Here is a 19,948-nt window from a genome sequence, read left to right on the forward strand (position 1 = left end):
GGAAGCCGGTCCCGGCCGTGGCGGCGGCGGCCGCGCCCCCTCCCCGGGGTTGCAGGTGGTTCTGAAAATCTTTTCCGGGGTCTTTTCCAGCCGTGCGGGGCAGGCGAGGAGAAGAGCTTCCAGCGGTACGCGGTACCTTCGGGCCGCGGCGTCGAGCAGCGGTGGGCGGCGCAGGCAGCGGTTCAGCGGTACACCGGTAACAGAGCCAGAGAGCGGAGACAGGCGTGAGCGTCAGGACGACCGAGGGGGCCGACCCGTTCGGGACGGCGCGGCTGCGGCGCGGGGTGCTCGACGCGTGGGGGGCCAGTCCCGCCCGCTTCCGGGAGGACGCCAACGCCGAGGAGGACCTCGCGCTCGGCGGCTACCGCGACCGTGTCGTCGTCGAGCTCGCCCAGAACGCCGCGGACGCCGCCGCCCGCGCCGGAGTGCAGGGGCGGCTGCGGCTGACCCTGCGGCCCGGCCGGGGCACGGAGCCCGCCGTGCTGGTGGCGGCGAACACCGGCGCGCCGCTGGACGCCGCGGGTGTCGAGTCGCTCTCCACCCTGCGGGCCTCGGCCAAGCGCGAGCACGACCAGGGCGCCGTGGGCCGGTTCGGCGTCGGCTTCGCCGCGGTCCTCGCCGTCAGCGACGAGCCCGCCGTCGTCGGCCGGCACGGCGGGGTCAGGTGGTCGCTCGCGGAGGCCCGCGAGCTCGCCCAGCAGACCGCGCAGGCCAGCCCCGGCCTCGGCGACGAGCTGCGCCGCCGCGACGGCCACGTACCGCTGCTGCGGCTGCCGCTGCCCGCCGAGGGAACCGCCCCCGACGGCTACGACACCGTCGTGATCCTGCCACTGCGCGACGGCACCGCCGAGGACCTGATCGAGCGGCTGCTCGCCGGGATCGACGACGCCCTGCTGCTCACCCTGCCCGGCCTGGGCGAAGTGGTCGTGGAGACCCCGGAAGGGGTACGGACGCTGCGCCGTTCGGAGCACGGCCCGTACGTCCACGTCGACGACACCGCGCGCGGCGTCAACCGCTGGCGGGTCGTCAGCCGCCACGGGGCGATCGAGCCCGCGCTGCTCGCCGACCGGCCGGTCGAGGAGCGGCTGCGGCCGCACTGGGCGGTGACCTGGGCCGTGCCCGTGGACGGGGAGGGCCTGCCGGTCTATCCGGCGACGGCGCCGGTCGTCCACGCCCCCACCCCGACGGACGAACCTCTCGGCGTACCCGCGCTGCTCATCGCCACGCTCCCGCTGGACACCGCCCGGAGGCACCCGGCCCCCGGCCCGCTCACCGACTTCCTGGTGCGGCGCGCGGCGGAGGCGTACGCCGAACTCCTCGGCGACTGGCAGCCCGTCAGCACCGGCACCATCGACCTGGTGCCCGGCCCGCTCGGCAAGGGCGAACTGGACGGCGCGCTGCGCGCGGCGATTCTGGAGCTGCTGCCCCGGGTCGCGTTCCTCGCCCCGGCCGCGCCGTCCGAAGACCTGGTCGCGCTGCGGCCGCTGGAGGCCGAGGTCGTGGAGGGCGCGGGCGCCGAGACCGTACGCGTCATGGCGGAGGTGCTGCCGACGATGCTGCCCGCCGGGCTGGAGCGCCGGGTCGAGCTGCGCACCCTCGGGGTCGCGCGCGTCCCGCTGACCGAGGCGGTCGACCGGCTCGCCGGGATCGAGCGCGACCCGTCGTGGTGGTGGCGGCTGTACGACAGCCTCGCGGGTGTCGACCCCGAGCGGCTGTCGGGACTGCCGGTGCCGCTGGCGGGTCCGGGCGAGGAAGAGGAACCCCGGCGGACCCCCCGTACCACCATCGGCCCCCGCCAGGTCCTGCTGCCGACGCCCGAAACCCCTGCCGGGCTCGCCCGGTTCGGGCTGAAGGTCGCCCACCCGGACGCCGCCCACCCCCTTCTGGAGAAGCTGGGCGCGCTGCCCGCGACCCCGCGCGCGGTGCTGACGACACCGCAGGTGCGGGCCGCCGTCGCGGCGTCGCTGGAGGACGGCGACGGGATGTGGGACGAGGACGCGCCGGACAGCGAGGAGCTGGCGGAGATCGTCCTCTCACTGGTCCGGGACGCGGACCTGGAGCCGGGGGACGAGCCCTGGCTGGGTGCGCTCGCGCTGCCCGACGAGGACGGCGAGCCGGCGCCCGCGGGTGAACTCGTCCTGCCCGGCAGCCCGTTCGCGTCCGTCATGCGTGAGGGTGAACTCGCCCTCGTCGACGCCGAACTGGCCGAGCGCTGGGGCGAACAGCCGCTCGCCGCCTGCGGGGTGCTGGCGAACTTCGCGCTCGTACGTGCCACCGATGTCGTCCTCGACCCCGACGAACTGGAGCCCCGTGACGGGGACTTCGCCGAGCCCGACGACGCCGGGCTCCTCGACGCGGTCGACGTGTGGTGCGAAGACGTGCTGGACCGGCTGCCGGACACCCCGGTGCCGCCGGTCGCGACCGAGATCGTCGCCGTACGCGATCTGGACCTGGTCGACGACGACCACTGGCCGCAGGCGCTCGTGCTGCTCGCACGGCCGCCGCTGCGGGACGCGCTCACGCAGACCGTGCGGGTGCTGCTGCCGGACGGTACGACGGAGACCGTGCGCCCGTACACGGCGTGGTGGCTGCGCGACCACCCGGTGCTGGGCGGGCGCCGCCCGGCGGGCCTGCGGGCGTCCGGCGGGGACCCGCTGCTGGTCGGCCTGTACGACTCCGCGGACGCGACCGGCTTCGAGGACGAGCAGGTGCTGCACGCCCTGGGCGTGCGGACGTCCGTCGCCGCGCTCCTCGGCGAGCCGGGCGGCGCGGCCGAGCTGCTGGGCCGGCTCGCCGACCCGGACCGCCCGGTGACCGCGTCCCAGCTGCACGCCCTCTACACCGCGCTGGCCGATCTGGACCCGGAGCAGGTGACGCTCCCGGACGAGCTGCGCGCGGTCGTCGACGGCGAGGTGCGGGTCGTGGACGCCTCGGACGCGCTGGTCGCGGACGCCCCCGATCTGCTCCCCCTGACCACGAACCGCCCGCTGCTGCCGGTCGCCCCGGACCGGGCGGCGGACCTGGCCGAGCTGTTCCAGGTGGGGCGGCTCAGCGAGGCGGTCGAGGCCGAGGTGACGACGGTCGGCGAGGAGCACGACGTACCCCCGTCGGTGCACGCGCTCCTCGGCCCCTCGACCCCTGCCTCGTACGTGGAGCACGAGGAACTGCTGGCGGGCGGCGTCGAACTCGACTGGCGCCGCACGCCCGACGGCGTCATCCACGCCGCCACCCTGGAGGGCGTCGCGGCGGGCCTGGCCTGGGCGGCCGGCCAGTGGCCACGCCGCTTCGAGGTCGCGGCGCTGCTGGAGGACCCGTCGCGGACGGAGGAACTGGCGCGGGACCGCTGGTTCGACTAGTCCCGGGGCTCCGCCCCGGACCCCGCGCCTAGGGCGTGTTGCGAAAGTAGCGCCGTCCGCCCGGAGGGCCGGGGCCCGCGGCGTCTGGTGCGTGCGATCGCAAGGCGGAGGATCGCCCTCGTACTGGACGTACTTGGGCGACTCCGACAACGCAGCGAGGTGCCGTAGCTGTCGTCGCGGCCCCGACAAGATCGCCCGGACAGGGCCTAGTCCCGGGGCTCCGCCCCGGGCTGCGCGCCTGGATCTCCCCCTACGCCTGCGGGCGTGGGGGGACCCCAGCGAGGCTGGACTTCGGGGGTCAGCCCCGGAATCAGCCCGTTGGGGTCTCCAGGCGAAGCTCTGGGGGAGATTGAGGACACGGCCGGAGGCCGTACCGGGGTCTGGGGCCTGTCCCAGTTCGGGAAGGGGCGGGTAGGGGAACAGGCCCCGCGCAGCGCCCCACCCCTACGCCGGGAACCGCCGGTCCACCCACCGCCACGCGAACTCCAGCAGCACCCCCGCCACCACCGCGACCCCCACCGCCGCCCACGGCATCGTCGTCCCCACCAGCCTCAGCGCGAAGAAGTCCTGCAGCCACGGCACCATCAGCACGATGAGGAAGCACAGCCCCATCGACGCGACCAGAGCGACCCGCCACCAGGTGTACGGGCGGGCGACGATCGCCAGGACCCACATGGCGACCAGGAAGAGGGTCAGCGTCGCCGCGCTGGTCTCGGCCCCCAGCGCGGCGGCGCCGCTGTAGTGGGCGCGGGCCAGGACGTACGTCACGAAGGTGGCCGCCGCCGCGATGATGCCGCCGGGGATCGCGTACCGCATGACGCGGCGCACGAAGTGCGGTCTGGCGCGTTCCTTGTTGGGCGCCAGGGCGAGGAAGAAGGCCGGGACGCCGATGGTCAGCGTCGACAGCAGGGTGAGGTGGCGCGGCAGGAAGGGGTACTCGACCTGCGAGCAGACCACCAGGATGGCGAGCAGGACCGAGTAGACCGTCTTCGTCAGGAACAGTGTCGCGACGCGCGTGATGTTGCCGATGACCCGGCGGCCCTCGCCGACCACCGACGGCAGCGTCGCGAAGCTGTTGTTGAGGAGGACGATCTGGGCGACCGCCTTCGTCGCCTCGGAGCCGGAGCCCATGGAGACGCCGATGTCGGCGTCCTTGAGCGCGAGGACATCGTTGACGCCGTCGCCGGTCATCGCGACCGTGTGCCCACGGGACTGGAGCGCGCCGACCATGTCCCGCTTCTGCTGCGGGGTGACCCGCCCGAAGACCGCGTTCGCGTCGAGCTCCTCGGCCATCGCTTCCCGCTCGGCGGGCAGCCTGCGCGCGTCCACGGTGCTCGCGGCGCCGGGCAGGCAGAGCTTCGCCGCGACCGCGCTCACCGACACCGCGTTGTCACCGGAGATGACCTTGGCGTGGACGCTCTGCTCGTCGAAGTAGCGCAGCGTGTCCGCGGCGTCGGGTCGCAGGCGCTGCTCCAGGACGACCAGGGCGGCGGGCCTGGCACTTCTGACGACATCGGGGGAGTCGAGCTCGCCGGCGACACGGGCGAGGAGCAGCACGCGCAGTCCCTGCTCGTTGAGGTGGTCGATCTCGCCGAGGGTGGGGTCCTCGGCGGGCAGCAGCACATCGGGCGCGCCGAGCAGCCACGTGGAGCTCTGCCCGTCGCCCTCGCTCAGCGCCGCGCCGCTGTACTTGCGCGCGGAGGAGAAGGGCAGCGACTCGGTGCAGCGCCACTCCTCGCTGTCCGGGCAGGCCTCGATGATCGCCTGCAGCGACGCGTTGGGCCGTGGGTCGGACTCGCCGAGCGCGCCGAGGACCTTGCGTACGTACGCCTCGTCGGAGCCGTTGAGCGTACGCAGCTCGGTGACGTCCATACCGCCTTCGGTGAGCGTGCCCGTCTTGTCGAGGCAGACGACGTCGACGCGGGCGAGCCCTTCGATCGCGGGCAGTTCCTGGACGAGGCACTGTTTGCGGCCGAGCCGGATGACACCGATCGCGAAGGCGACGGAGGTGAGGAGGACGAGGCCCTCGGGAATCATCGGCACGATGCCGCCGACGGTGCGGGCGACCGAGTCCTTGAAGTTGTCGCCCTTCACCGCCAGCTGGCTGATGATCAGGCCGAGGGCGGTCGGGACCATCATCCACGTCACGTACTTGAGGATCGTGGAGATCCCGGAGCGCAGTTCGGAGTGGACGAGGGTGAAGCGGGAGGCCTCCTCGGCGAGCTGTGCCGCGTACGCCTCGCGGCCGACCTTGGTGGCGGTGAACGCACCGCCGCCCGCGACGACGAAGCTGCCGGACATCATCCTGTCGCCGCGTTTCTTGAGGACGGGGTCGGCCTCACCGGTCAGCAGTGACTCGTCGACCTCGAGACCGTCGGCCTCGGCGACCTCGCCGTCGACGACGACCTTGTCACCCGGCCCGAGCTCGATGAGGTCCCCGAGCACGATCTCGGACGTGGACACCTCGCCGGCGGCCCCGTCGCGCCGGACGACGGGTTTCGCCTCGCCGATGACGGCGAGCCCGTCGAGGGTCCTCTTGGCGCGGAGTTCCTGGATGATGCCGATGCCGGTGTTGGCGAGGATGACAAATCCGAACAGGGTGTCCTGGAACGGCGCGACGATGAACATGATCAACCAGAGCACGCCGATGATCGCGTTGAAGCGGGTGAAGACGTTGCCGCGGATGATGTCGGCGGTGGAGCGGCTGCTGCGAACCGGTACGTCGTTGACCTCGCCCCGCGCGATCCGCTCGGCCACCTCGGCGGCGCTGAGCCCGCCGGGCCGGTGCCGCACGGGCGGCGCCACGGGGTGCACCGGGTCGAGTTCCGCGCCCGCGTCGATGGCCGCCCCGCCTCGCTGCCCGGGCCCGCCGCTGCTGCTCTCCGACCGCTGAGTCATGCTCCCGACGGTACGGCGGGCACGCGGCGTTCACCCCCTGAGCCGGTTGAACAGGGTGGAGCATCCGGGGTCCCCGTACGGGGCCGGGGGCTGAGCCCCGGTTACGGGAAGGCGCGGGGGCTGCGCCCCGCTGCTCCGGCCGCTGCTCGGCCCGCTACTCCGCGCGCGGCGCGTCGCCGCGCGCCGCCTCTGCGCGCTTTATCGCCGCGTCGCGCCTGCGCACGTACCAGATACCGATGAGCCCCAGGCCCGCGCCGGCCAGGCACGTCCACACCCACCACGTCAGCTCGCGGTCGGCGAACCAGCTGTAGAAGGGGACCTGGACCACGAAGAGGACGAACCACAGGATCGTGCCGCCGGTGATGGTGGCGACGACGGGCCCCTCCAGGGGCTCGGGTGCCTCGTGCTTGGGGGTCCACTTCGCCATGCGGTCAGTGTAGGTGGCCCGCCGGCGACCCCGACGGCCCCTACGACCCCCGTTGCCCGCATGCGTCTACGCGCGGAGATACCGATCTCCCACTCATACGTTCATACTGAAGCGGTTTGTGTCCGACCGGTTTCGTTCGTATGAACATCCAAGGAACTGGCCAAGAACCACCCCCGACGAGGTCTCGCATGCCCCCCACGGCCACCGCTCCTGCGGACGTCCAGCAGCCGCAGCGGCCGGACTCCGGTCCCGGCGCCCTCGGTCGGCTCGACCGCTTCTTCAAGATCTCCGAGCGCGGCTCCACGCTCCCCCGTGAGATCCGCGGCGGCTTCGCCACCTTCTTCGCGATGGCCTACATCATCGTGCTGAACCCGATCATCCTCGGCAGCGCGAAGGACATGTACGGCCACCAGCTCGACGGCGGCCAGCTGGTCACCGCCACCGTGCTCACCGCCGCGTTCTCCACGCTCCTCATGGGTGTCATCGGCAATGTCCCGATCGCGCTGGCCGCCGGACTCGGGGTGAACACCGTGGTCGCGCTCCAGCTCGCCCCCCGGATGAGCTGGCCCGACGCGATGGGCATGGTCGTCCTCGCCGGTTTCGTGGTGATGCTGCTGGTGGCCACGGGCCTGCGCGAGCGGGTCATGAACGCCGTGCCGCTCGGCCTGCGCAAGGGCATCGCGATCGGCATCGGCCTCTTCATCATGCTGATCGGCCTCGTCGACTCCGGCTTCGTCTCCCGCATCCCGGACGCCGCCCACACCACCGTCCCGCTCCAGCTCGGCCTGACCGGCCATCTGTCCGGCTGGCCGGTGCTGGTCTTCGTGATCGGCGCGCTGCTCACCCTCGCACTGATCATCCGCAAGGTGCCCGGCGCGATCCTGATCTCGATCGTCGTGATGACGGTCGTCGCGCTCGTCGTCCAGCTGGTCGCGAAGCTGCCGGGCCAGGCGTGGGGCCTGACGGTCCCGGAGTGGCCGGGCAACCCGGTCGCGACGCCCGACTTCGGTCTGGTCGGTCAGGTCAGCCTGTTCGGCGGCTTCGAGAAGGTCGGCTTCCTCACCGGCGCGCTGTTCGTCTTCACCGTGCTGCTGTCCTGCTTCTTCGACGCGATGGGCACGATCCTCGGCGTCGGCGACGAGGCGAAGCTGATGGACAAGGAGGGCAACTTCCCCGGCATCAACAAGGTGCTGATCGTCGACGGCATCGCGGTCGCCGCGGGCGGCGCCACCTCGTCCTCCGCCAACACCTGCTTCGTGGAGTCCACGGCGGGCGTCGGCGAGGGTGCCCGTACGGGTCTCGCGTCCGTCGTCACCGGCGGACTCTTCTCGGTGGCGCTGTTCCTCACGCCGCTCGCCACGATGGTGCCGTCCCAGGCGGCGACGCCCGCCCTGCTGGCGGTGGGCTTCCTGATCCTGGCCGGATCGGTGAAGGACATCGACTGGAGCGACTTCACCATCGCGGTGCCGGCGTTCCTGGCGATGGTGATGATGCCGTTCACGTACTCGATCACCAACGGCATCGGTATCGGCTTCATCGCCTTCAGCGTGCTGCGGCCGGCGACCGGACGCGGCCGTGAGGTGCCGGTCGCGATGTACATCGTGTCGGCGGTCTTCGTCTTCTACTACGCGATGCCGGCGCTGGGCCTCGCCTGAGCGAGGCCTCCCCGATCGAGGCCTCCCGGCTCACGTCAGCCCGTAGAACTTCCCCGTCTCGTCGACGGCCGCCTTGAAGCGTTCGTCGAAGTCGTCGCGAATGAGCGTCCGGACCACGTAGTCCTGGACGCTCATTCCGCGTTTGGCGGCATGCTGCCGGAGCCGGTCCAGCAGCTCTTCCTCTATGCGCACGCTGAGCACTGTCGATGCCATGTCGGCCAGAGTCCCGGGCGGGAACCGGCCAGTGCGTCACTTTCTGGATCCTTCTCACTCAAATGGGTGATCCATCGAGCTGGGCCGAAACCCCAGTGGTAATTAGACTGGGTAATGAGTTATCCTAATGAACATGCCTGACCTGTCCCACGGTGACAACGCCGCCGCCGTGAACTCACTTCGCTCCGCCGTCATGCGGCTGGGCCGGCGCCTGAAGCATCAGCGCGTCGACGAATCGCTGAGCCCGACCGAGATGTCGGTGCTCGGCACCCTGGCCCTCTGCGGTTCGGCCACCCCTGGTGAGCTGGCCCGCAAGGAGCACGTCCAGCCGCCTTCGATGACGCGCATCGTGGCGCTGCTGGAAGCCAAGGGACTGGTACGGCTGGAGCCGCACCCCGACGACCGCCGGCAGAAGGTCGTCAGCCAGACCGAGCAGGCCGAGGCCATGCTGGAAGAGAGCCGCCGCAAGCGGAACGCATGGCTGGCGTCCCTCGCCGAAGGTCTGGACGATGACGAGTGGGCCAAGCTGCGTGCAGCGGCCCCCGTGCTGGAGAAGCTCGCGCATCTGTAGAACCGAGGCCGCAAGGAGGCGAACCCCTTTGAGTACGGGATCCGGAGCAGACTCCGCCCCCGCACCGAACTCCGACCACGACACCCCGACCGCGCCGACCTCGGGGAGTACCGGACCTTCCGGGACGTTCTCCTCGCTCAAGGTCCGTAACTACCGCCTGTTCTTCACCGGAGCGATCGTCTCCAACACGGGCACCTGGATGGCCCGTATCACCCAGGACTGGCTGGTCCTCAGCCTCACCGGCTCGTCCGCGGCCGTCGGCATCACCACGGCCCTGCAGTTCCTGCCGATGCTGCTCTTCGGTCTGTACGGCGGCGTCATCGCCGACCGCTACCCGAAGCGCCGCATCCTGCTGATCAGCCAGGGCGCGCTCGGTCTGTGCGGGCTCGCGCTCGCCGTCCTCACGCTCTCCGGTCAGGTCCAGGTCTGGCACGTCTATCTGATCGCGTTCCTGCTCGGCATGGTCACGGTCGTCGACAACCCGGCCCGGCAGTCCTTCGTCTCCGAGATGGTCGGCCCGCAGCAGCTGCGGAACGCCGTCAGTCTCAATTCCGCGAACTTCCAGTCGGCCCGGCTGGTCGGGCCGGCCGTCGCCGGTGTGCTGATCACCGCCGTCGGCAGCGGCTGGGCGTTCCTGCTCAACGGCCTGTCCTTCCTCGCGCCGCTGACCGGCCTGCTGCTCATGCGCACGGGTGAGCTGCACAAGGTGGAGCGTGCGCCCCGGGGCAAGGGCCAGCTGCGGGAGGGACTGAAGTACGTCGCCGGGCGGCCCGAGCTGATCTGGCCGATCGTGCTCGTCGGCTTCATCGGCACGTTCGCCTTCAACTTCCCGATCTGGCTGACCGCGTTCGCGGACAAGGTCTTCCACGCCGGGGCCGGTACGTACGGCCTGTTCAACACGCTGATGGCGGCGGGCTCGCTGGCGGGCGCACTGCTCGCGGCGCGCCGCGGCTCGTCCCGGCTGCGGATGCTGGTCGGCGCGGCGGCACTGTTCGGTGCGCTGGAGATCGCGGCCGCGTTCTCGCCGTCCTTCTGGTTGTTCGCGCTGCTGCTCGTCCCGATCGGCATGGTCGGCCTGACGGTGAACGTCACCGCCAACTCGTCGGTCCAGCTGGCCACGGACCCGGTGATGCGGGGCCGCGTGATGAGCCTCTACATGATGGTCTTCGTCGGTGGCACGCCGCTGGGGGCGCCGATCGTCGGCTGGATCACCGACATGTACGGCGCGCGCGCCGGGTTCGCCACGGGCGGCGCGGTCGCGATGGCCGCGGCCGGTGCGATCGGTCTGGTCCTCGCCCGGCTCGGCGGCCTGCGTGTCCAGCTGGATCTGCGGCCGGGCCACCCGCACGTACGCTTCGTCCCGCGCGAGCGGCTCACGACCGCATCCTGACCCCGGTGCGACCGGGTCCGGCGACAGGCCCCGCCGGGACGCGAACGCTGCAAGACTCGCCGTATGAGACTCTTCGCTGCCGTGCTGCCGCCCGAGGAGGCCCTGCGGGAACTCGGGCGGGTCGTCGACCAGCTGCACACACTCCCCGGTGCGGACGGACTGCGCTGGACCGGGCGGCCCGGGTGGCACTTCACACTCGCGTTCATGGGAGAGGTCGACGAGCGGCTCCTGCCCGATCTGCAGGAGCGGCTCGGCCGTGCCGCCCACCGCAGCGAGCCGTTCCGGCTGCGGCTGCACGAGGGCGGGCACTTCGGCCGGCGGGCCCTGTGGGTCGGTGCCGCGGGCGGCCTCGACGAGATGCGGATGCTCGCCGAGCGCGCGGACGCGGCGGCGCGGCGGGCGGGGGTGGCGATGGACGAGCACCGCGCCTACCACGCGCATCTGACGATCGCCCGTACCCGCGAGAACACGGACCTGCACCCCTACGTCGACGCGCTGCACGGCTTCGAGGGCACGCCCTGGACCGTGTCCCGGCTGGTCCTGGTCCGCAGCAACCTGCCCGGCGGCGGCGTCCCGGGGGCGCGGCCCCGCTACGAGGAGGTGGGTGAGTGGCCACTGGGCGCGACCGGCTGACCCGCGGTCCGGGCGCCCGGACCTGCCCGTTACGCTCGAAGAGTGGACCCGAAAACCCGTAACCGGATCATGGCCGGTGTGCTTGTGCTGATGTTCGCCGTCGTCGCGGTGGCGGCCGCGCTGGGCAACTGACCCCCTCTCCTCCTGGAAACCGGCCGGAAGCCGGCCGGTTTCGTCCTTCAGGACGGTGTCCGGGGCCGGCGCGACGCCGAGCCTTCGGATGACCGGAATGGCCTTGCTTCGAGCGGACTCGAAGGCGTTGGCTGGCCCCCATGAAGTACACGCAGCTCGGACGCACCGGACTCAAGGTCAGCCGACTCGTCCTCGGCACAATGAACTTCGGGCCCCAGACCAGTGAGGCCGACAGCCACACCATCATGGACGCCGCACTGGGCGCGGGTCTGAACTTCTTCGACACGGCCAATGTGTATGGCTGGGGCGAGAACAAGGGCCGCACCGAAGAGATCATCGGCTCCTGGTTCGCCCAGGGCGGCGACCGCCGGGACAAGGTGGTCCTCGCCACCAAGGTGTACGCCAACATGGGCACGGAGGGGGAGCCCTGGCCCAACCACGACAAGCTGTCCGCCCTCAACATCCGCCGCGCCGTGGAGGCCAGCCTCAAGCGGCTGCAGACCGACTACATCGACCTCTACCAGTTCCACCACGTCGACCGGGACACCCCGGTCGAGGAGATCTGGCAGGCCGTCGACGTCCTCATCCAGCAGGGCAAGATCCTCTACGCGGGCTCCTCCAACTTCCCCGGCTGGAAGATCGCCCAGACCAATGAGACCGCCCGCAGGCTCGGCTCGTACGGGCTGGTCAGCGAGCAGTGCCTGTACAACCTGGCCGAGCGGCGGGCCGAGATGGAGGTCATCCCGGCGGCACAGGAGTACGGCCTCGGGGTGATCCCCTGGTCGCCCCTGCACGGTGGGCTGCTCGGCGGCGTGATCAAGAAGGAGGCCGAGGGGGCGCGGCGGACGGCCGGGCGTTCCGCGGACGCGCTGGCCGACTCGTCCGTACGTGAGCAGGTCCAGGCGTACGAGGACCTGCTCGACAAGCACGGACTGGCACCGGGCGAGGTGGCCCTGGCCTGGCTGCTCACCCGGCCGGGCGTCACGGGACCGATCGTCGGCCCGCGCACCGCGGACCAGCTTGCCTCGGCGCTGCGGGCGGTCGACCTCGAACTGTCGCAGGAGCTGCTGACGGAACTCGACACGATCTTCCCGGGTCCTGGGCCGTCCCCGGAGGCCTTCGCCTGGTGATCCGGCGGGGACGGGGACGTGACTCCGGGGGGACGGGGAGCGCCTCCGCCCCTCGTCCCCGTCCCGTCCCCGCCCCTGTCCGGTCCCCGCCCCTGTCCGGTCCCCGCCCCCGTCCGGTCCCGCCCCCTCACCCGCTGCCGGAAGCGGTCAGATGCGGTCGGCGACGATCATCAGGTAGTGGAAGCTCCCCTCCTTGTACGCGGTGAGGAACGGGTCCTCGATGCCCGTCGCGACCGAGCACTTCTGGCGCAGTTCCCAGTAAGGAATGGTGCGCGCCGTCAGGTCGACGACCTCGATGGGCACGAGGTTGTTGGCGGCCATGGCCTTGAAGTACTCGCTGCGCGGGTGGATGTTGCAGGTGTAGTGCTCGTCGATGCGGCTGACGGCCTTGGAACGCAGCCCGTTCACATCGTTCGAGCAGCCGGTGATGCAGACGTAACGGCCGCCGTACTCCAGCAGCCGGGAGAACTCGCCGAAGAGCTCGAACAGATCCACGTACATGGTCGTCTCGTTGGTCCACACGGCCCGGCGCGAGCGGGTGGCGAACCCGGTGTCCAGCATGTTGCGGAAGTGGAACTGCACGCGGTCGGTCACGCCGCGTTCCGCGGCCTGCTTGTTGGCGAACCCGACCTGGGACTCCGAGATCGACACCCCGTCGACCTGGCAGCCGAACCGCCGCTCGGCCATGAAGCTGGTACCGCCCCGGCCCGAGCCGGCGTCGAGGACGCGGTCGCCGGAAGAGATGTGGCCCAGGTGGTCGAGGAGCAGCTCCGCCTGTGCGGTCTCCAGCCGGTGCAGCTCCGCGATGATCCGCTCGTCCCGGGTGTCCTCCGGGCCGGCCAGCACGGAGGGGTCGTAGTCGCCGATGCCGTAGTGGTGGTGGTAGAGGCCGTCGATGTCGCCGAGCTTCAGGTTCACCGGGTCCTGCTCGGCGTTCCAGTAGGCGGCCACGGACTTCTGGTAAGGGGTGCGCAGGACGGGGGACTGCGTGGGAACGGTCGTCGTCATGAGGAAACTCCTTGCATGGGTGGGGGGTTGGGAGTGGAGGATCCGGGCTTGGGAAAACGCCTGGCTCAGGCCGTGGCCGCTTCGTTGTAGCGAGGGCTGCCCGCGTGCCATTCGCGGTTGCCGCCCACCCAGGCCCATGTCCCGGCCAGGAACCGACGCAGCTGAGGGGAGCCCGCGGCGGCGAGGACGGACGCCTCGGCCTCGTACGTGTGCATCAGCTCGTCGTGGATCTGCACGCTCTGCTCGACCGCTTCCTGCATCGAGCAGTTCTCCTCGGCGGCGATGAGCATGGGCAGGCTGAAGTCCGTGGGACCTTCCTTGCCCATCGAGTACAGATCGTTCATGAGCACGGTGGCGGTGCCGGCCAGATTGAAAGCGCGGCGCACCCGGGGGTCGGCGAACTCGGCCTGCGGAACCTCGTATCCGGCGATCGCGTCGACCAGCACCATGCACGGGATGAAGCTGTTCTCGTGCCGGTGCATCAGGTACTCCCAGACCGGCGGCCGGTGGCCGGTCGTGTGCCACATCCCCTCCTGGCCGTACGCGACGAACATGATGGCCAGCTCGTGGCGGAGCCGGCGCACCTGCGTCGTCGTGGCGTACCGGGCGAGGTTGTCCAGCCCGGAGCGGAGGGCCATCGCGACCGGGTCCTTCCGGACGATCTCCTCCAGCTGGGGTGCGTAGCGCAGTGGGAGCTGCGCCTGGTCGATCACCGAGTGGCAGATCGCCAGCCGTCGGCCGATCAGGTCGTGACGCGGCTCCTCCACCTCGCCGTCGACGATGTGGTCGTCGACGGCCCACTCGGACAGCCCGCACTTCGCCGCCGCCAGCAGGCGGTCGGGGTCGTCCGATTCGGGGTGGGCGAGCATCATGAGGCGCCCGAAGCCGGCCGAACGGACCTTGTCGAGATGGCCGGGGTAGATCCCGACCTCCTCGGCCCATGCGACGAGCCGCTCGTTGACCACCTCGCCGAGGGCGGGGTCGTCGCGTACGGCGGGCGGGCAGTACAGCGCCGGACGCGCCTGGTCCGGTCTGCGGCTCGGAGCCGGAGCCGATCCGGGAGCGGGTCCCGGAACCGACGCCGGCTCGCCGTGCGCGATACGGGCGGCCGAGGTGCCGAGACCGGTGGGACCGCCGAGCACGGGGTACGGGGCAGGAGGCCGGGGCAGGCGCGGTTCGGTGACCTGCACGGGCACGGACGGCGGGGGGATCAGGACCCTGGCCGCCGAGGTGCCGGGCCCGGTGGGCCCGCCGGGGATCCGCCGTACGACGGAAGCCGATCCGGCACCCGGTACCGATCCGGGGCCCGGCTCCGTTGCCGGCAGGTCCGGCCGCCCCGGGCGCGCCGGATCGGACAGCAGGGCACCCACCAGGTCCGCCACCTCGTGCGCGGCCGCGGAGGCGGTCATACGGGACAGCAGTGACACCGCTTCAGCCCTCCTTCACCAGTGGATCCGGGCACTCAGGCACGCGGGCGTACCTCGACGTTCTCGAGGATCCCGATCGCGTCCGGCACGAGAACGGCCGCGGAGTAGTAGGTGCTGACGAGGTACGAGATGATCGCCTTCTCGTCGATGCCCATGAAGCGCGCGTTGAGGCCCGGCTCGACCTCGTCCGGGAGCCCTGTCTGGTACAGCCCGATGACACCCTCGTTGTCCTCGCCGGTACGCATGGCGATGATCGACGAGCTCTGGTGCCGGGTGACCGGGATCTTGCCGCACGGGAGGATCGGCACGCCCCGCCAGGCGGGGATGTGGTGGCCGTCGACGTCGACGCTGGTGAGGTTGATGCCCCGCTTGTTGCACTCCTTGCCGAAGGCCGCGATGGCACGCGGGTGCGCGAACAGGTACTGGGTGCCGCGGCGCATGCTCAGCAGGTCGTCGAGGTCGTCCGGGGTGGGCGGTCCCGACTGGGTCTGGATGCGCTGGTCGAAGTCGGCGTTGTTGAGCAGGCCGAACTCGGGGTTGTTGACCAGCTCGTGCTCCTGGCGCTCCCGCAGTTCCTGGATGGTGAGGCGCAGCTGCTGCTGGGTCTGGTTCATCGGCTTGTTGTAGAGATCGGCGACCCGGCTGTGCACCTTCAGCACGGTCTGCGCCACGCTCAACTCGTACTCACGGGGCGTGAGTTCGTAGTCGGCGAAGGCGCCGGGCAGGGTCCTCTCGCCGAAGTGGCCGGCACTGAGGTCGATCGCGGCCTCGCCCGCCCTGTTCACCTTCTTGTGGCCGTTCGAGCTGTGCGCCTGAATGTGGTCCCGCAGCCTCTCGTGCTGGCCCACCACCGTCCTGTACGCGGTGCGCGGCAGCGCGAGGATCGTGACGGCGGTGGTGGCGCGGGCGGTGAAGTCCCACTTGCCGTCGGTCCCCGTGAGCACATCGCAGCCGAAGGAGTCGCCGTCCCCGAGCCGTCCCAGGACGGCCTCGTCCCCGTACGGGCCTTGGCCGACCTTCTCCACCTTGCCGTGCGCGATCAGATAGACGTGGTCGGCCTTCTTGCCCGATCCCACGATGACCTGGCCCGGCTCGTATTCCTTCTGGACGAACTTGTCGGCCAGCGCGCCCAGCGCCGAGGTGTCGTCGAACCCCTGCAGCGGGGGCAGTTCGGCCAGCTCCGCGGGGATGACCTGGACCTTGGAGCCGTTCTTGACGAAGGACACCCGGCCGTCGCCGACCGTGTACGACAGCCGGCGGTTCACCCGGTAGGTGCCCCCGGGTACATGGATCCACGGCAGCTTGCGCAGCAGCCATCGCGAGCTGATGCCCTGCATCTGGGGTTCGGACTTGGTGGTCGTCGCAAGGTTGCGGGCCGCCGCCGTGCTGAGGCTGAGCTGCTCCTGGTGCTGCGACTGAGCGCTGCCCGCCGTGCGGGCGGGTCGTGTCTCCGTTGACATCTGCTGTTTCTCCCATTCGTGTGGTGATCCGCGTGGTGTCGAGAGGCCGGGAATGGCCCATCGACCAGGCGATATCACTCTTTGTGAACAGAAGTAACGCATTGTGATCGAGAGGTGGGAAAGGTGCGTCCGGCGCGCCGCAGTGTGCGGCGCGGCTGCACGCTCACGCCCCGCGCCGGAGTGCGCCCGCGCCTGGGGGCGCATTGTTCACTGTCAGGCGCCCCCGAACCAGCCGGCCGCGTCGAGGCGGAACGCGTCGGCCGGTACGACCGAGCGCAAGCCGTCCTCCAGTGCGCGAAGCTCCGGCTCGCCCAGGGTCCTTGACCAGTCCGCGCGCAGCTCGTCGAAGACCGCCGCCGAGCGGGCGAGGGCGTCCAGTCCGTGCGGCGTGAGACGGACGATCTTGCGCCGTGCGTCGGCGGGGTCGTCCGCGCGCTCCGCGTAACCCAGGACGACGAGCCGGTCCACGGTCTTCCCGGCAGCCTGCTTCGAGACGCCGAGCCGCCGCCCGATCTCGCTCGCCGTCGCGCCGCCGGCCCCGATCGCCTGCATGGCGAAGCCGTGCGCGGGCCGTAGGTCCGGGTGGCCCTGGCGGGCCAGTTCGGCATGGAGGCGGTCGATGAGCGTGCGGAAGCCCGCGAAGAGGAGCAGCGGCAGCTCGTATCCCTTGCGCGCATCGACAACCTGGTTTACTTTATTTTCGTCAACCACGTTGTCCATCTTAGGAGGCGTACGTGTTCACCGACCACACCCTGGAAACCGCTCCGCCCGCGTCCCGCAAGGCCATGGAGGCGGTCGTGCGGAACCTCGGCCGTCTCCCGGACGCCGTCGCCCGCCTCGCCGAGTCGCCACAGCTGCTGGGCGGCTTCCTCCAGCTCAGTGCCGTCTTCGAAAGCAGCACCCTGGAGCCCGTGGCGCGCGAGGTCGTCATCATGACCGTCGCCGTCCGCAACGACTGCCATGTGTGCGTCGAGATGCACACGGCCAAGCTGCGCGCCCTGCGCGCGGACGAGGCGCTGATCGAGGCTCTGCACGCCCAGCGCCCGCTTGTGGACGAACCTCTTGAAGCGGTACGGCAGTTCACTCTCGACGTCCTCGCCACTGCGGGTGGCGTCGATGACGAGGAACTGAAGCGCTTCCTCTCGTACGGCTACACCGAGCGCAACGCCCTGGAGGTCGTCCTCGGCATCGGCACGTACACGATGTCGACGTTCGCGAACCGCCTCGTGCGCGCCGCGCCCTGAGCCAGGGGCTCGGTCCTCACCCGACCGGCCGCAATTGCCATGACACGGCCGCATTTCAGGCAGCCGTGACCGTGCGGTCCGGCGAGACCGCTGGATCCTGGGCTCGTGACACGCCGAACCACCACGGGTGATGACGGAGACGGAGCCGGGGACCGGGACAGGAACGGGGGTGGGGCTGGGGCCGCGGCTGGGGACACCGGGCAGCCGGCGGCCGGCGCGGAGCGCACCGATATCGCGGGCGCGGTCTACGGCTCGCTCCTCGCCGCCTCGGTGGTGGCCGGAGCCGGGGCGTACGGCCCGTTCCCGCGGTTCCAGCTCGCTGTGCTCATTCTCGTGACCGGCCTGGTGTACTGGGCCACCCACGTCTACGTCCGCCTCGTCGGCGACAGGCTCCTCGACCAGCCCCTGAACCGGCGGGAGATCCGCCGCGTCTGCGCCCGGGAGTGGCCGATCCTCCAGGCCGCCGTCCCCCCGGCCGCCGCCGTGGCGCTCGGCTGGGTGCTGGGACTGGACCTGGAGGGGACGGCGTGGCTGGCACTCGCCGTCGCGGTCGGCGAACAGGTCGGCTGGGCCACCGCCGCGGTCGTCCGTGCGGGCGCCCATTGGCGCCTGGTGGTGGCCTCCGGCGCGATCAACCTGCTGCTCGGGCTGATCATCGTGGTCGTCAAGGCCGCCATCCAGCACTGACGGACGCGCTCAGTCGAGGCGGGTGAGCGGAGGGCATTCCCAAACCGCGTCGACCACCTCGCGGTGCGGCCGGTACATGCGCAGGATCACGAACCAGGCGCCACTTTCGGGGGTGGGCAGCCAATTGGACTCGCGGCCCTCTTCCGGTGTCGTGGGCTGCAGGCGGATGGTGAGACCTCCGTCGGCGTCCGTGCTGAGCCCGGGGGTGCGGTCCCCGACCGAGTAGCGGTTCGCCGGGTTGGGGATCAGGTTCATGTCGTCCCCGTAGGCGGTCAGGGACCAGAAGGCGTCGACGGGCGGCAGGGCGCCCGGGGCGAAGCGCAGTTCGTACCGGCCGGAGGATAGTTTGTTCCCGTCCGCGTCGTCGTAGTTGAGCAGGTAGACCGCCTCGTCGGGGTCGTTGGCGGCGATACCTGCCAGCGACTGGTCGGCGGCGCGCTTGAGGAAGTCGTCGCCGAAGCGGCCCATCTGCGGCGGCGGGTAACGCCATCCGTTCACCGGGTGTGCCCACTCACCGCTGAGCATCTGCTGTTTGAGCATCGGTACGCCGACGGCCGCGGCCCGGATCAGGTTCTTCTTGACCGGCTCGGGCTGGGCTTCGACATCGAGACCGGGCCCGATGCCCACCTCGGCGAACTGCTGGAGCAGGATCGCGTGATGGGGTGGTGGCGGGTTCTCGGCCAGCATGGCGTTGAGCGTCTTCCACGGGCCGAGCGGGTCCTCCGCGGCTTCCGCCGGCTTCAGCACGTCGCGGCTCGCCGGGAGCTGTGCCCGGTCCACGCCCTCGCCGCGCCTGCCGAACAAGCTGAGCGGAGTGAGCTGGTACTGGGCCTGCAGCGCCTGCGTGGCCGGCACGTCGTCATGGCCCTCGACGAACGTCCTGCCCAGGATCAGGATCCACGGACTCGGCGCGGCGGCCATGCGGCGCACACCGTCGGGAAGCTTTCCGCTCCAGTCCGGGCCGACGATCGCGAAATGACCGGCCTTGGACCCCGTCGTGCGCTGGCCGACGTAGTCGAAGTTGTCGGAGGTGATGCCCATCAGCTCGAAGGTGAAGTAGCGGTCACCCATGTCCGGGTGCGACAGGACGATCGGCTCGCCGCGCAGGTCCACCCACGCGACCGAGTACAGGGTGTCGTTGTTCGGGCAGCCACCGTCGCGGTACGAGGCGTCCAACAGCTGCTGCGCGTGCCAGAAATGGTTGACCGGGGCGTACGGCATCGTCACCGGGTCGCGCGGCTGGGTCACCCACTCGTGACGAAGCCGGGCGTTGTACATGTACGGGAACCCGTAGACGAATGCCTGCTCACCCAGCGTGTAGGCGTACTCCCCACGCCAGTCGCGCACCCGCCCGGTCAGGATGGGCGTGACAGCCTGCCGGACCAGCGGCAGCGCCTGGGGCAAGTGACGCACCCGGTCCACCATGCCCTGCGGGTGGCGTACGGCATGTGCCGCGGCGCGACCCGCGGCGCTCGCGGCCCGGCCGATGGTGGCCGTGACACCTGCGGCATCGTCCTGCATCCGCCGAAGCTGACGGTGACGCGTGGCTTCGGACATCATCAAGTCCCTTCCGCTGGGAAACGCCTCATGGGGAAAGCGGACTCTGCGCGCCCGCACCGGATTTCGGGGTGGTCCCGGAGCGGCGCCCGGATGGTCGCGAGCGCCGCCCCTGACCTGTCAGGGGATGGTTACGCGTTCGGTCACGCGGTTGGTTACG

At 71.0% G+C, this 19,948-nt stretch carries 16 protein-coding genes; 8 read left to right on the plus strand and 8 right to left on the minus strand.

The genetic code is table 11. The features are described from left to right. The first annotated feature begins 224 nt into the window (after positions 1–224). Positions 225–3,356 (plus strand): sacsin N-terminal ATP-binding-like domain-containing protein, encoded by a 3,132-nt coding sequence (locus AC0699_RS17995; RefSeq protein ID WP_478661002.1) that lies wholly within the window; start codon positions 225–227, stop codon positions 3,354–3,356. Between the two features lie 444 nt (positions 3,357–3,800). On the opposite strand, the gene AC0699_RS18000 is transcribed toward AC0699_RS17995, so the two are convergent. Together AC0699_RS18000 and AC0699_RS18005 are read right to left on the minus strand one after the other, a co-directional pair. Then, positions 3,801–6,254, minus strand: coding sequence for an HAD-IC family P-type ATPase (locus AC0699_RS18000; protein WP_478661004.1), 2,454 nt, complete (start codon positions 6,252–6,254; stop codon positions 3,801–3,803). A 154-nt stretch (positions 6,255–6,408) separates the two neighbouring features. After that, entirely contained in the window at positions 6,409–6,681 is a 273-nt protein-coding gene (locus tag AC0699_RS18005; protein WP_478661007.1) for a DUF2530 domain-containing protein, read from the minus strand. Positions 6,682–6,869: 188 nt separating this feature from the next. Between AC0699_RS18005 and AC0699_RS18010 the strand changes: the two genes are divergently transcribed. Then, on the plus strand, positions 6,870–8,336 hold the full coding sequence (locus tag AC0699_RS18010) for an NCS2 family permease (protein WP_478661009.1): 1,467 nt from the start codon (positions 6,870–6,872) through the stop codon (positions 8,334–8,336). A 30-nt stretch (positions 8,337–8,366) separates the two neighbouring features. Here the strand turns inward: AC0699_RS18010 and AC0699_RS18015 are convergent, their stop codons facing one another. Beyond that, a complete protein-coding gene (locus AC0699_RS18015) occupies positions 8,367–8,549 on the minus strand; it encodes a ribbon-helix-helix protein, CopG family (RefSeq protein ID WP_478661011.1) in 183 nt (60 codons plus the stop codon). Positions 8,550–8,682: 133 nt separating this feature from the next. On the opposite strand from AC0699_RS18015, the gene AC0699_RS18020 reads away from it, so the two are divergent. From AC0699_RS18020 to AC0699_RS18035, 4 genes are all read left to right on the plus strand, one after another. Then, positions 8,683–9,120 (plus strand): MarR family winged helix-turn-helix transcriptional regulator, encoded by a 438-nt coding sequence (locus AC0699_RS18020; protein WP_469766972.1) that lies wholly within the window; start codon positions 8,683–8,685, stop codon positions 9,118–9,120. Between the two features lie 28 nt (positions 9,121–9,148). Beyond that, positions 9,149–10,510, plus strand: coding sequence for an MFS transporter (locus AC0699_RS18025; RefSeq protein WP_478661015.1), 1,362 nt, complete (start codon positions 9,149–9,151; stop codon positions 10,508–10,510). 63 nt (positions 10,511–10,573) lie between these two features. Then, entirely contained in the window at positions 10,574–11,143 is a 570-nt protein-coding gene (gene thpR, locus AC0699_RS18030) for an RNA 2',3'-cyclic phosphodiesterase (protein WP_478661018.1), read from the plus strand. 272 nt (positions 11,144–11,415) lie between these two features. Continuing rightward, entirely contained in the window at positions 11,416–12,405 is a 990-nt protein-coding gene (locus AC0699_RS18035) for an aldo/keto reductase (RefSeq protein ID WP_478661021.1), read from the plus strand. Between the two features lie 147 nt (positions 12,406–12,552). Here AC0699_RS18035 and AC0699_RS18040 read toward each other — a convergent pair whose 3' ends face one another. The 4 genes from AC0699_RS18040 to AC0699_RS18055 all read right to left on the minus strand — a co-directional run bounded on the left by AC0699_RS18040 (position 12,553) and on the right by AC0699_RS18055 (position 17,020). Beyond that, the gene (locus AC0699_RS18040) at positions 12,553–13,413 is read right to left on the minus strand and encodes a geranyl diphosphate 2-C-methyltransferase (RefSeq protein WP_478661023.1); all 861 of its coding nucleotides are present in this window, start codon (positions 13,411–13,413) and stop codon (positions 12,553–12,555) included. Positions 13,414–13,478: 65 nt separating this feature from the next. Next, positions 13,479–14,840, minus strand: coding sequence for a family 2 encapsulin nanocompartment cargo protein terpene cyclase (locus tag AC0699_RS18045; protein ID WP_478661026.1), 1,362 nt, complete (start codon positions 14,838–14,840; stop codon positions 13,479–13,481). Between the two features lie 35 nt (positions 14,841–14,875). Beyond that, positions 14,876–16,300, minus strand: coding sequence for a family 2B encapsulin nanocompartment shell protein (locus AC0699_RS18050; RefSeq protein WP_478661028.1), 1,425 nt, complete (start codon positions 16,298–16,300; stop codon positions 14,876–14,878). 213 nt (positions 16,301–16,513) lie between these two features. Continuing rightward, the gene (locus tag AC0699_RS18055) at positions 16,514–17,020 is read right to left on the minus strand and encodes a MarR family winged helix-turn-helix transcriptional regulator (RefSeq protein ID WP_478661031.1); all 507 of its coding nucleotides are present in this window, start codon (positions 17,018–17,020) and stop codon (positions 16,514–16,516) included. Between the two features lie 65 nt (positions 17,021–17,085). On the opposite strand from AC0699_RS18055, the gene AC0699_RS18060 reads away from it, so the two are divergent. Both AC0699_RS18060 and AC0699_RS18065 read left to right on the plus strand, forming a co-directional pair. Then, a complete protein-coding gene (locus tag AC0699_RS18060; protein ID WP_478661099.1) occupies positions 17,086–17,544 on the plus strand; it encodes a carboxymuconolactone decarboxylase family protein in 459 nt (152 codons plus the stop codon). 231 nt (positions 17,545–17,775) lie between these two features. Next, positions 17,776–18,231: a hypothetical protein gene (locus AC0699_RS18065; RefSeq protein WP_478661102.1), complete on the plus strand. Its 456-nt coding sequence runs from the start codon at positions 17,776–17,778 to the stop codon at positions 18,229–18,231. 9 nt (positions 18,232–18,240) lie between these two features. Here the strand turns inward: AC0699_RS18065 and AC0699_RS18070 are convergent, their stop codons facing one another. Further along, a complete protein-coding gene (locus tag AC0699_RS18070; protein ID WP_478661033.1) occupies positions 18,241–19,752 on the minus strand; it encodes a DUF1254 domain-containing protein in 1,512 nt (503 codons plus the stop codon). Positions 19,753–19,948 lie beyond the last annotated feature (196 nt).

The organism is Streptomyces sp. NPDC043870 (assembly GCF_056435785.1).